General features: G+C 59.7%; 10 protein-coding genes and 1 pseudogene. 8 read left to right on the plus strand and 3 right to left on the minus strand.

Annotated elements, in window-relative coordinates; translation table 11 throughout:
- From BLX41_RS21420 to BLX41_RS21430, 3 genes and pseudogenes are all read left to right on the plus strand, one after another.
- Positions 1–1,007, plus strand: a pseudogene (locus BLX41_RS21420) (YeaH/YhbH family protein); the annotation flags it as partial.
- On the plus strand, positions 1,004–2,566 hold the full coding sequence (locus BLX41_RS21425) for a SpoVR family protein (protein ID WP_123726502.1): 1,563 nt from the start codon (positions 1,004–1,006) through the stop codon (positions 2,564–2,566). The pseudogene BLX41_RS21420 and the gene BLX41_RS21425, both read left to right, overlap by 4 nt.
- Positions 2,567–2,632: 66 nt before the next feature.
- Complete coding sequence (locus BLX41_RS21430) at positions 2,633–3,862, plus strand: multifunctional CCA addition/repair protein (protein ID WP_123726503.1); 1,230 nt, start codon at positions 2,633–2,635, stop codon at positions 3,860–3,862.
- 51 nt (positions 3,863–3,913) lie between these two features.
- Here the strand turns inward: BLX41_RS21430 and folK are convergent, their stop codons facing one another.
- A complete protein-coding gene (gene folK / locus BLX41_RS21435) occupies positions 3,914–4,429 on the minus strand; it encodes a 2-amino-4-hydroxy-6-hydroxymethyldihydropteridine diphosphokinase (protein WP_123726504.1) in 516 nt (171 codons plus the stop codon).
- Entirely contained in the window at positions 4,420–4,773 is a 354-nt protein-coding gene (gene folB, locus BLX41_RS21440; RefSeq protein ID WP_123726505.1) for a dihydroneopterin aldolase, read from the minus strand. Before folB ends, folK begins: the two co-directional genes overlap by 10 nt.
- Positions 4,774–4,847: 74 nt before the next feature.
- On the opposite strand from folB, the gene plsY reads away from it, so the two are divergent.
- Positions 4,848–5,417 (plus strand): glycerol-3-phosphate 1-O-acyltransferase PlsY, encoded by a 570-nt coding sequence (gene plsY / locus BLX41_RS21445; RefSeq protein ID WP_123726506.1) that lies wholly within the window; start codon positions 4,848–4,850, stop codon positions 5,415–5,417.
- A gap of 47 nt (positions 5,418–5,464) precedes the next feature.
- Here plsY and tsaD read toward each other — a convergent pair whose 3' ends face one another.
- Positions 5,465–6,490: a tRNA (adenosine(37)-N6)-threonylcarbamoyltransferase complex transferase subunit TsaD gene (gene tsaD / locus BLX41_RS21450; protein WP_123726507.1), complete on the minus strand. Its 1,026-nt coding sequence runs from the start codon at positions 6,488–6,490 to the stop codon at positions 5,465–5,467.
- Positions 6,491–6,690: 200 nt separating this feature from the next.
- Here tsaD and rpsU point away from each other — a divergent pair, with 200 nt between their 5' ends.
- The 4 genes from rpsU to BLX41_RS35905 all read left to right on the plus strand — a co-directional run.
- The gene (rpsU, locus tag BLX41_RS21455) at positions 6,691–6,906 is read left to right on the plus strand and encodes a 30S ribosomal protein S21 (protein WP_002551877.1); all 216 of its coding nucleotides are present in this window, start codon (positions 6,691–6,693) and stop codon (positions 6,904–6,906) included.
- A gap of 481 nt (positions 6,907–7,387) precedes the next feature.
- Positions 7,388–9,361, plus strand: coding sequence for a DNA primase (gene dnaG, locus BLX41_RS21460; RefSeq protein ID WP_123726508.1), 1,974 nt, complete (start codon positions 7,388–7,390; stop codon positions 9,359–9,361).
- 67 nt (positions 9,362–9,428) lie between these two features.
- Entirely contained in the window at positions 9,429–11,276 is a 1,848-nt protein-coding gene (gene rpoD, locus BLX41_RS21465; protein WP_123726509.1) for an RNA polymerase sigma factor RpoD, read from the plus strand.
- Positions 11,277–11,386: 110 nt separating this feature from the next.
- Positions 11,387–13,249 (plus strand): PAS domain S-box protein (locus tag BLX41_RS35905; protein WP_259745059.1); only part of this gene is annotated, 1,863 nt, incomplete at its 3' end.

The following is a 13,249-nucleotide window of genomic DNA, read 5'->3' on the forward strand; positions in this document are numbered from 1 at the left end:
GGCCTCAAGGCGGCGGTGGAGGTGGTGCTGGCCGCGGCAAGGCGGGCAATTCCGGCGAGGGCATGGATGAGTTCGTCTTCCAGATTACCCAGGAGGAGTTCCTCGAATTCATGTTCGAGGACCTGGAGCTGCCCAACCTGGTCAAGCGCAACCTGACCGGGACCGATACCTTCAAGACCGTACGCGCCGGGATCAGCAACGAAGGCAACCCATCGCGGATCAACATCATCCGCACCTTGCGCTCGGCCCACGCCCGACGCATTGCCCTGTCCGGCAGCAGCCGGGCCAAACTGCGGGAGGCTAAAGAGGAACTGGCGCGCCTGAAGCGGGAGGAACCGGATAACTTCGGCGATATCCAGGAACTGGAAGCAGAAATCGAACGCCTGAGCGCACGGATCCACCGCGTGCCCTTTCTCGATACCTTCGACCTCAAGTACAACCTGCTGGTGAAACAGCCCAACCCCAGCTCCAAGGCGGTGATGTTCTGCCTGATGGACGTCTCCGGCTCCATGACCCAGGCGACCAAGGACATCGCCAAACGCTTCTTCATCCTTTTGTACCTGTTCCTCAAGCGCAACTACGACAAGATCGACGTGGTCTTCATTCGCCACCACACCAGTGCCAGGGAAGTGGATGAGGAAGAGTTCTTCTATTCCCGGGAAACCGGCGGGACCATCGTCTCCAGCGCCCTGAAACTGATGCAGGAGATCATGGCCGAGCGTTACCCGAGCAACGAATGGAACATCTACGCGGCACAAGCCTCCGATGGCGACAACTGGAATGACGACTCGCCCATCTGCCGCGATATCCTGATCAACCAGATCATGCCTTTCGTGCAGTACTACACCTACGTGGAAATCACTCCACGGGAGCACCAGGCCCTGTGGTTCGAGTACGAACGGATCGCCGAGGCTTTCTCCGACACCTTCGCCCAGCAACAACTGGTTTCGGCCGGAGATATCTATCCGGTCTTCCGTGAACTCTTCCAGCGCAGGTTAGTGACATGACCGCCAGAGAGCAGAAGCGCCAACCCATCTCCACAGGCTCGGAATGGACCTTCGAGCTGATCCAGGCCTACGACCGAGAAATCAGCCGTATCGCGGCTCGCTATGCCCTGGACACCTATCCCAACCAGATCGAAGTGATCACCGCCGAGCAGATGATGGATGCCTATGCCTCGGTGGGCATGCCTTTGGGTTATCACCATTGGTCCTACGGCAAGCACTTTCTTAGCACCGAAAAATCCTACAGCCGCGGTCAGATGGGGCTGGCGTACGAAATCGTGATCAACTCAGACCCTTGCATCGCCTATCTGATGGAGGAGAACACCATCTGTATGCAGGCCTTGGTGGTAGCCCACGCCTGCTACGGTCACAACAGCTTCTTCAAGGGCAACTATCTGTTCCGCACCTGGACCGATGCCAGCTCGATCATCGATTATCTGGTGTTCGCCAAGCAGTACATCATGCAATGCGAGGAACGCCACGGCATCGATGCCGTGGAGGACCTGCTGGACTCCTGCCATGCGCTGATGAACTACGGCGTCGACCGCTACAAACGGCCTTACCCGATCTCTGCGGAAGAAGAACGGCGTCGACAGAAGGACCGTGAGGAGCACCTGCAGAAACAGATCAACGACCTGTGGCGCACGATTCCCAAAGGCGCGGACAAGTACAGCGACAAGGACAATGCGCGGTTCCCCGCCGAGCCTCAGGAAAACATCCTGTACTTCATCGAAAAACATGCGCCATTGCTGGAGCCCTGGCAGCGGGAAATCGTGCGCATCGTGCGCAAGATCGCCCAGTATTTCTACCCGCAGCGCCAGACCCAGGTGATGAACGAAGGCTGGGCCACCTTCTGGCACTACACCCTGATGAACGACCTGTATGACGAAGGCCTGGTCACCGACGGCTTCATGATGGAATTTCTTGCCTCCCACACCAGCGTGGTTTATCAGCCGGGATTTGACAGCCCCTATTACAACGGTATCAACCCCTACGCCCTGGGTTTTGCCATGTATCGGGATATCCGCCGCATGTGTGAAGAACCCACCGAAGAGGATCGCCGCTGGTTCCCGGAGCTGGCCGGCACCGATTGGCTGTCGAGCATCAAGTTCGCCATGAGCAGCTTCAAGGATGAGAGCTTCATCCTGCAGTATCTGTCGCCCAAGGTGATCCGCGACCTCAAACTGTTCAGCATCATGGATGACGACCAGAAGGATGATCTGCTGGTGCCGGCAATCCATGACGAAAGCGGCTATCGGATCATCCGGGAAACGCTGGCTGCGCAATATAACCTGGGCAACCGTGAACCCAATGTACAGATCTGGAGCATCGATCGTCGTGGCGACCGCTCACTGACCCTGCGCCATCAACAACACGATCGCAAACCCCTGGGAGACTCCACCGAGGAGGTACTCAAGCACCTGCACCGTCTCTGGGGCTTCGATATTCACCTGGAAACCCTGCAGGGCGATCAGGTGATGAAAACCCATCACGTACCGCCAAAAAGCGATCACAACGAAAACGATTACGGCCGACTGGACCTGGCAGTCATCCACCTCTGAGCCTAACAACAGGCCTCCGCTAGTACGGGCACAAGGGTTATCCTGTCGCGCTAACGGAGGTTTTTTATGCGGATTTATAAAGTCGGTGGTGCTGTGCGCGATCGCCTGCTGGGCAGACCAGTCACCGACGTCGATTGGGTCGTGGTGGGCGCCAGCGCGCAAGACATGATTGCAAAGGGCTTTCGCCCAGTAGGCGCCGATTTTCCGGTGTTTCTGCACCCCAAGAGCGGCGAGGAATATGCCCTCGCTCGAACCGAACGCAAGAGCGGGCGGGGTTACGGCGGCTTTACCTTCCACGCCAGTCCGGAAGTCACCCTGGAAGAGGATCTGATTCGCCGCGACCTGACGATCAACGCCATGGCCGAGGATGACCAGGGTCTTGTGACCGATCCTTACAACGGTCAAAAAGATCTAGAAAACCGGCTTTTACGTCATGTTTCACCGGCATTCGCCGAAGATCCCCTTCGAGTGCTGCGGGTAGCACGCTTTGCCGCGCGCTACGCCGACCTGGGTTTCAGCGTGGCCACAGAGACACTTGAACTGATGCGCCAACTCAGCGACTCAGGCGAGCTTCAGGCCCTGACAGCCGAGCGCAGCTGGAAGGAGATGTCTCGAGCCCTGATGGAGGATCAGCCTCAGGTCTTTATCCAGGTATTGCGTGACTGCGGCGCCCTGGCCGTATTGATACCTGAGGTCGATGTTCTGTTCGGCATTCCCCAGCCACCGACCCACCATCCGGAAATAGACACCGGCCTGCACACCCTCAGCGTGTTGCAGCAAGCGGCGCTGCACCAGCAACCCCTCTCGGTACGCTGGGCCTGCCTGCTCCACGACCTGGGCAAAGGCGTGACGCCCGAGCAAGAGTGGCCACGGCACATCGGCCACGAACACAAGGGGCTGGACTTGATCAAGGCCGTCAATGAGCGATTCAAGGCACCACGGGAATGCCAGGAGCTGGCGCTGTTGGTGGGCCAATATCACACCCACGCCCACAAGGCGCAGGAACTGAAGGCCTCCACACTGCTTGAACTGCTGCAAAGCTTCGACGTGTTCCGTCGTCCGCAGCGCTTTGAGGAGTTCATTGCCGCTTGCGAAATGGATGCCCGTGGTCGCCTGGGACTGGAGTCACGACCCTACCCCCAAGCGGATTACCTACGCGGAGCCGCCCATGAGGCGCGCTCAGTTGCGGTTCAACCTTTGCTGGAGCAGGGCTTCAAAGGCCCGGAACTGGGCGAGGCACTGAGGCTGGAGCGGCTGAAGGCAATCAAGGCCTACAAGCAACAACATGCCTCTTGAGAAGCTGCGGACAAGGCTTCAGCCTTGCCCGCACCAGGAGAGCTCGAGAAACTACAGACCCGGAGGCGTCAGTTGCCTGCCCTGCCATTCGAAGGCGACGGGCGCCAGAACCTGATCGATCTGCGCCTCACCCCAAAGCGCTCCCAGGCTCTTGCCGGCTAATGGGTGCACCCGCTCCGGCGCCATCAGCGACAACGGCCATAGCACAAAGGCATTCTTCAGAATCTCCGCACGAGGCAGGATCAGACCATCGAAATTGCCAGTCAGATCACCGTACAACAGCACATCGATATCCAGCGGCAAACCTTTGCGGTCCGGGGCATAACGACCGTTGTCCGCTTCGATGAACTTCAAGCGCCGGTCCAGTTCGGTCAACGGCAAGTCGGTGTAACCCGACACCACCAGATTGAAAAACGGACCGCTCTTGATCCCCACCGGCTGGCTTTCAAACACCGCCGAGCAACGCATGTCCACCAGGAAGCCGGCCAAGGCATCGAGCCCGGCCCGCAGATGAACTTCACGCTCGATATTGCTACCGAGCCCCAGAAACACCTGAGTCAGCGACATCCGCGCTCGATCTCCACGCCCACGCCTGTGGCGGCCGGAACAGCGCCTGGCTTGGTCAGCTTCAAGTGCAGCCAAGGAATGTGAAACTCGCTCATCAACACTTCGGCAAGACGCTCGGCAAAGGTTTCCACCAACTGGTACTGAGCCTGCTCGGCAAACGCCTGGATTCGCGCGGAGACGCTGGCATAATCCAACGCCAGCGTCAGATCATCCCCTGCAGCAGCCGGACGATTATCCCAAGCAAAGCTCAGATCAAGACGCAGGCACTGTCGGATGCCACGCTCCCAGTCGTAGGCTCCAATCACGGTGTCCACTTCCAGTCCTTCGATAAACACTCTGTCCAAGCACTCTTCTCCGCAGCACGACAAGGGCGCAATGCGCCGTTAGAATCAGGGCGTCCTCGCCCGGAATAGTTAGCATGTTTTGGTTACTGGCGATTCTCGCCTACCTGCTTGGCTCTCTGTCCTTCGCCATTTTGCTCAGCCGCCTCACGGGTAATCCCGACCCGCGAATGAGTGGTTCGGGCAATGCCGGCGCCACCAACATGCTGCGCCTGGCCGGCAAGAAACTCGCTGTCCTGACCCTGCTGGGGGATCTGTGCAAAGGCTTGGTGCCCGTGCTGATCGCCCACCTTGCGGGGCTTACCTTGCAGCAACAGGCATGGATCGGACTCTACGCCGTACTCGGCCACCTGTTCCCACTGTACTTCCGCTTTCGCGGCGGCAAAGGCGTCGCCACTGCTGCCGGCATGCTGCTGGGGCTCTACCCGCCTGCGGCGCTTCTGGCTATCGCCGCCTGGGCGCTGACCTTCTATCTCACTCGCACCAGCTCACTGGCCGCCTTGATCGCCACGCCCCTGACCTTACCGCTACTGGCCTGGCAGGAGCCTGAGGCACTACTGCCGATGAGCGTGCTCACGCTGCTGATCGTCTGGCGCCATCGCGGCAATCTACGCGACCTGTTTGCCGGGCGCGAACGGCATTTTTGAATCCGGCAGATGAAAAGACTTCAGTTTGAGGCGCTAGCGCGCCTCTCTCAGAGGGCTGACAGCTGCTCCATCGGCCAGCGCGCCTGCACACTGATCGCCAGGCTCTCCTGCTGTCCGGCCTGCAAACGCTGACAGCCGGCATAGGCGATCATCGCACCGTTGTCAGTGCAGAACTCCGGACGAGCGTAGAACACATTGCCGTTCATCTCGGCGAGCATTTTTTCCAGGGAGGCGCGCAGAGCCTTGTTGGCACTCACGCCCCCGGCAATGACCACACGTTTGAGGCCAGTCTGCTTCAAGGCGCGCTTGCACTTGATGGTCAAAGTTTCTACCACCGCCTGCTGGAACGCGAGAGAGATGTCGCAACGGGTTTGCTCACCGTCGTCTCCAGCACTGACGCATTGCTGCCAAGTGTTCAGGGCGAAGGTCTTCAAGCCGCTGAAGCTGAAGTCCAGACCCGGACGATCGGTCATTGGCCGCGGGAAGACAAAGCGCCCGGGGACGCCCTGGGTTGCCAGGCGGGCGATCTCGGGACCACCGGGATAATTCAGGCCAATCATTTTCGCGGTCTTGTCGAATGCTTCGCCTGCCGCATCGTCCAGGGTCTCGCCCAACAGCTGGTATTGGCCGATGCCATCAACCCGGACCAACTGGGTATGACCGCCCGACACCAACAAAGCGACGAACGGAAATTCCGGTGGCTGCTCCTCCAGCATCGGCGCCAGCAGGTGACCTTCCATGTGATGCACGCCCAGTGCTGGAATACCCCAGGCAAAGGCCAGTGCCTGGGCACAGGAAGCCCCCACCAGCAAGGCGCCCACCAGGCCGGGACCCGCAGTGTAGGCAATGGCATCGATCTCGGTGGTGACACAGTCGGCTTGCGCCAGAACCTGACGGATCAGGGGCAGCATGCGCTTGACGTGGTCCCGGGAAGCCAGCTCCGGTACCACGCCACCGTAGACGCGATGCAGGTCGATCTGGCTGAACAGCGCGTCGGCCAGCAGGCCACGCTCACTGTCGTAAAGCGCGACGCCGGTTTCGTCGCAGGACGTTTCTAATCCCAGTACTAGCATGGGTTTGCGCCTTGTAGAGGCTGAATTCGAAGGCGCGCATAATAGTCGCCACTCCCGCGCCCGACCAGCGGTTTTCGATCAGAGGCTTTGCATTCCGAGCGTTGAGGGGTTAACATCCGCAACCCTTAAAAACCGACGACCTCAGCCGCGATTTTTGCGACGAGAACGTTGACCCCGGTAATGAATGAAGGTAGCTCTGGATGCCAGCCGTCAAAGTTAAAGAGAACGAACCCTTCGACGTAGCTCTGCGTCGTTTCAAGCGCTCCTGCGAAAAAGCCGGTGTTCTGGCTGAAGTTCGTAGCCGCGAATTTTACGAGAAGCCGACTTCCGAGCGTAAGCGCAAAGCAGCTGCTGCTGTTAAGCGTCACGCCAAGAAAGTTCAGCGCGAACAGCGCCGCGCCGTACGTCTGTACTAATACACAGACGTTCGCTGCAAGCTTCTGCCAAGCCCGGCCCTCAGCCGGGCTAATGGCATTTGCGGAATACGCTTGATGCTTCACCGTCGAAGCCGCCCATGCGACCCAGACAAATCTGCTTCACCACGTCAGACCTGGCTTCCTGCCAGCGGTGCACGTCTTTTCTGACGAGCCTTCCAAGGCTACTGACGAGCACACCCTTACTGATTCCTACAGACGATCAGCCCAAGGCGCCCTTCTGCAGCGCCCGCTTAATGAGCTATCCGAGGCCCTCCAACGGCCACTGTCGGACTCAGCGCAACACCTTCAAATAGTCGAATACTGATTGAAATTAACGTCAGTGGACGCTCGGCAGATACACTTCCCGACTGCGATCACGCCGAAAACCAGGTCGAGCCGCGCACTCTTCACGCCTCGCCTCACCTGATCTTTCGACAGCGTCGCCAGGGCTATTTTTCCCCGCAGTGATGACGAGAACGCAATGGCCGGGCTTATTCCCCAGAGCTTTATTGACGACCTTCTGAACCGCACCGACATCGTCGATGTAGTCAGCTCGCGCCTGCAGATCAAGAAAGCCGGCAAGAACTACACAGCCTGCTGCCCATTCCACAAGGAAAAGACGCCGTCCTTCAGCGTCAGTCCCGACAAGCAGTTCTATTACTGCTTCGGCTGTGGCGCAGGCGGCAATGCCCTCGGCTTCATCATGGACCACGACAACCTGGACTTTCCCCAGGCCGTCGAGGAACTGGCGAAAGCGGCAGGCATGGAGATCCCCCGCGAGGAAAGCAATCGCGGCCAGCGCAAACCCCGGCAACCCACCGACTCACCGCTCTACCCCCTGCTAACTGCCGCCGCCGACTACTATCGCCAGGCGCTGAAAAACCACCCGGCACGCAAGGCCGCGGTCGACTATCTCAAGGGGCGCGGCCTCACCGGCGAAATTGCCCGGGACTTCGGCCTGGGCTTTGCACCGCCCGGCTGGGACAACCTGTTCAAGCACCTGAGCAGCGACACTTTGCAGCAGAAGGCCATGATCGATGCCGGACTGCTGATCGAGAATGCCGAGAGCGGCAAGCGCTATGACCGCTTTCGCGATCGCGTGATGTTCCCGATCCGCGACACCCGCGGCCGAATCATTGCCTTCGGCGGCCGGGTTCTGGGGGACGACAAGCCCAAATACCTGAACTCTCCGGAAACCCCGGTATTCCATAAGGGCCAAGAGCTTTACGGCCTGTTCGAGGCCCGCAAGAACAATCGCAACCTCGACGAGATCATCGTCGTCGAAGGCTACATGGACGTGATCGCCCTGGCCCAGCAAGGCCTGCGCAATGCCGTCGCGACCCTGGGCACCGCCACCAGCGAGGAACATCTCAAGCGCCTGTTCCGCATTGTGCCCAACGTATTGTTCTGCTTTGACGGCGACCAAGCCGGACGCAAGGCTGCCTGGCGCGCCCTTGAGGCCACTCTGTCCTGCCTGCAGGACGGGCGTCGGGCACGCTTTCTGTTCCTCCCGGAAGGGGAAGACCCGGACACCCTGGTCCGCTCCGAAGGTACGGACGCCTTCCGCGCCCGAATCAACCAGCACGCCCAGCCGTTGGCGGACTACTTCTTTCAACAACTGATCGACGAAGCCGATCCACGCTCACTGGAAGGCAAGGCTCACCTGGCGACCCTGGCAGCACCGCTGATCGAGAAAATCCCCGGGGCCAACCTGCGCACCCTGATGCGCCAGCGCCTGACCGAAATCACCGGCCTGAGCAATGAAACGGTGAATCAGCTAGCTCACAGCGCCCCGCCGGAAGCACCCCCAATCTATGACGCCGGCATCGACTACGATGCGATGCCCGATTATGCCGACTACCATGAGCCCCATCAGGAAGCGTACGCCCCTCAACAAGAGTGGACGCCGAAGAAAAGCGGCGGTGGCAAGAAATGGGAAAACAAGCCCTGGGACAAGAACGGCAAAGGCAAGCGCCAGGGCGATCGGGACCAGCCTCGCGGCCCTCGCGTCCCGGCGGCGGTGGAGCCTCCTACGCTGGCAGCCTTGCGCACCCTGCTGCATCACCCGCAACTGGCAGAAAAAGTTGAAGACGCCGGGCACTTTGCCGATGACGACAACACCAACACTCAATTGCTGGTGGCCCTGATCGAAGCCGTACAGAAAAATCCTAAGCTACGCTCTATTCATCAACTGATGGCGCGCTGGCACGGCACTCAACAGGGGCACCTGCTTACCGCACTGGCAGAAAAAGAGTGGCTGATCGACGGAGATAACCTTGAACAACAGTTTTTCGACACCATTAATAGCTTGTCCGCTCGCCAACGTGAGCGTGTTTTAGAACAACTTCTCAGGAAATCGCGTCAAAGCGAGCTCAGCAGCGAAGAGAAAATACAGCTGGTTGAGCTTCTAAAACGCAATGTTCCCGCATCAAACCCGACCTCAACTGGCGCGTGAGGTCATAGCTCGGGTATAATCCTCGGCTTGTTTTTTGCCCGCCAAGACCTTCAGTGGATAGGGTGTTATGTCCGGAAAAGCGCAACAGCAGTCTCGCCTCAAAGAGTTGATCAGCCGTGGACGTGAGCAGGGTTACCTGACTTACGCGGAGGTCAACGACCACCTGCCGGAGGATATTTCAGATCCGGAACAGGTGGAAGACATCATCCGCATGATCAACGACATGGGGATCAACGTATTCGAGAGTGCTCCGGATGCGGATGCCCTTTTGTTGGCCGAAGCCGATACCGACGAAGCAGCAGCTGAAGAAGCCGCCGCAGCGTTGGCGGCTGTGGAAACCGACATTGGTCGCACTACCGACCCAGTGCGCATGTACATGCGCGAAATGGGTACGGTAGAGCTGCTCACACGTGAAGGCGAAATCGAAATCGCCAAGCGTATCGAAGAGGGTATCCGTGAAGTGATGGGCGCAATCGCGCACTTCCCTGGCACGGTTGATCACATCCTCTCCGAATACACTCGCGTCACCACCGAAGGTGGCCGCCTGTCTGACGTTCTCAGCGGGTACATCGACCCGGACGACGGCATTACGCCGCCTGCCGCCGAAGTACCGCCTCCTGTCGACACCAAAACCGCGAAAGCGGATGACGACAGCGATGACGAAGAAGCTGAAGCGACCGAAGACGAAGAAGAAGCCGAAAGCGGTCCGGATCCGGTCGTCGCTGCACAGCGCTTTGGCGCCGTCTCCGATCAGATGGAGATCACCCGCAAGGCGCTGAAGAAGCACGGCCGCGAGAACAAGCAAGCCATCGCCGAGATGTTGGCCCTGGCCGAGCTGTTCATGCCGATCAAACTGGTTCCGAAGCAATTCGAAGGCCTGGTTGAACGTGTACGCAGCGCCCTGGATCGTCTGCGTCAGCAAGAACGCGCCATCATGCAGCTCTGTGTGCGTGATGCCCGCATGCCGCGTGCCGACTTCCTGCGCCAGTTCCCGGGCAACGAAGTGGATGAAAGCTGGACCGACGCCCTGGCCAAAGGCAAGAGCAAGTACGCCGAAGCCATTGCCCGTCTGCAGCCGGATATCATCCGTTGCCAGCAGAAGCTGACCGCGCTTGAAGTCGAAACCGGCTTGAAGATTGCCGAGATCAAGGACATCAACCGTCGTATGTCGATCGGTGAGGCCAAGGCCCGCCGCGCGAAGAAAGAGATGGTTGAAGCCAACTTGCGTCTGGTGATCTCCATCGCCAAGAAGTACACCAACCGCGGCCTGCAGTTCCTCGATCTGATCCAGGAAGGCAACATCGGCTTGATGAAAGCGGTGGACAAGTTCGAATACCGTCGCGGCTACAAGTTCTCGACCTATGCCACCTGGTGGATCCGTCAGGCGATCACTCGCTCGATCGCCGACCAGGCCCGCACCATTCGTATTCCGGTGCACATGATCGAGACGATCAACAAGCTCAACCGTATTTCCCGGCAGATGCTGCAGGAAATGGGTCGCGAACCGACTCCGGAAGAGCTGGGCGAACGCATGGAAATGCCTGAGGACAAGATCCGCAAGGTATTGAAGATCGCTAAAGAGCCGATCTCCATGGAAACCCCGATCGGTGATGACGAAGACTCCCATCTGGGTGACTTCATCGAAGACTCGACCATGCAGTCGCCAATCGATGTAGCCACCGTTGAGAGCCTGAAAGAAGCGACTCGCGAAGTACTCTCCGGCCTCACTGCCCGTGAAGCCAAGGTCCTGCGCATGCGCTTCGGCATCGACATGAATACCGACCACACCCTTGAGGAGGTTGGTAAGCAGTTCGACGTGACCCGTGAGCGGATTCGTCAGATCGAAGCCAAGGCGCTGCGCAAGCTGCGCCACCCGACGCGAAGCGAGCATCTGCGCTCCTTCCTCGACGAGTAAGCCCAAAACCCCCAGCCTGCTGGGGGTTTTGCTTTTTACCGATCCCCACTCTCCCTCGCCCCATACCCCGTCTACACTCGAAACATTCCCCGTGCCATAACGAGACGGTTATGCCCAGACTGTCGGCCATGCTCCTGCTGGCACTGCTTACCTGGACCGCAACGGCTGGCGCGTTGACTCTCACCGATGAAGAACGTGGCTGGCTCAAGACCCACCCGCAACTGCGCCTGGGTGTGGATGCTTCCTGGCCGCCCTTTGAGTATCGGGATGAAGAAGGCCGCTACCAGGGCCTGGCGGCGGACTACATCCACCTGATCCAGGAGCGCCTTTCAGTCACCCTGACGCCTGTCGAACCGGCCAGCTGGACCGCCGTGCTCGAAGACGCCAAGCAAGGCAAGCTGGACCTGCTGCCCGGCATCATGTCGACCCCGGAACGCCAGAGTTACATGGCCTTCACCCGCCCCTATCTCGACTTCCCCATCGTCATCCTCGCCCACGCAGGTGGCGCACAGCCCCGCAACCTCCAGGACCTCTACGGCCTCAAGGTCGCGGTGGTGGAGAACTACGCCCCCCACGAGTTGCTGCGCACCCACCACCCGGACCTGAACCTGGTGGCCCTGCCCAATATCAGCTCGGCCCTGCAAGCCCTGGCCACTGACGAGGTAGACGCCGTGGTAGGCGATCTGGCCTCCAGCGTCTGGAGCCTGCGCCAGCTCAAGCTCGAGGGCCTGTACGTCAGCGGCGAAACCCCTTATCGCTACCAGCTGGCCATGGGCGTTCCCCGCGACAGCAAGATCCTGGTGGGCATACTCGACAAGGTCCTGGCGGACCTCAGTTCCGAGGAAATCAGCGCAATTCAGCAGCATTGGGTCGGCAGCGTCCTCGACCATCGGACGTTCTGGTCGGACGTCCTGATCTACGGCCTGCCCGGCCTCCTGCTGTTAGTCACAGTGCTGGCAGTGGTGATCCGCATCAACCGTCGCCTGAGCTCGGAAATCTCCCGCAGAGTGGCTCTGGAGCAAGAGTTGCGCAGCAGTGAATACCATTACCGCAGCCTGGTGGAGAGCCTCTCGGCCATCGCCTGGGAGGCGCGTGCCAGCGACTTCACCTATAGCTATGTTTCCCCCCATGCCGAGGCCCTGCTGGGCTATCCCCTGTCCCACTGGCTGATCCCGGGGTTCTGGCGCAACATCATCCACCCCGCCGACCTGACTCGCGCCCAGGCCTTCTGCGACCACGAAGTACAGGCCGGACGCGACCATAGCCTCGACTATCGAGTGATCGCCGCCGACGGCCGATGCCTCTGGGTGCGCGATATCGTCAGCCTGATCGAACACGGCCATGAACCGGTGATGCGCGGCCTGATGATCGATATCAGCGAGACAAAACACACTGAAGAAGCCCTGCGCCTTTCCGAGCAGAAGTTCGCCTCGGTGTTCCAGCAGTGCCCGGACATTCTGGTCATCGCACGCCTGTCCGACGGCTGTCTGTTGGAGGTCAACAAGGCCTTCGAGGAACAGATCGGCCTGAGCGCCGAAACCGTGGTGGGCCAGACCGCCACCGAACTGAATATCTGGGGGATCCCGGGTGTCGGCCCGAGCCTCTTGCAACGCTTGCAGGCCGGCAGCATCCGCAACCTGGAAATGCCATTCCGCCGTCACAATGGCCAGCTCTTCACCGGCCTGATCTCCGCCGAACCCTTCGACCTCGACACCACCCCGGCGCTGGTGGTGGTAGTCCGAGACATCAGTCAGCTCAAGGAAACCCAGCAACAGCTGCAGACCTCCGAGGAGAAGTTCGCCAAAGCCTTCCACGCCTCGCCAGATGGGCTACTGCTGACCCGACAGCGGGACGGACTGCTGATCGAAGTCAACGAGGGCTTCAGCCGCATCACCGGCTTCAACAGTGCCATGTCCCTGGACCGTTCGACGCTGGACCTGGGGATCTGGGTCAACCTCAACGAACGCAAGCAG

Source organism: Pseudomonas protegens (assembly GCF_003732485.1).
GTDB lineage: Bacteria > Pseudomonadota > Gammaproteobacteria > Pseudomonadales > Pseudomonadaceae > Aquipseudomonas > Aquipseudomonas protegens_B.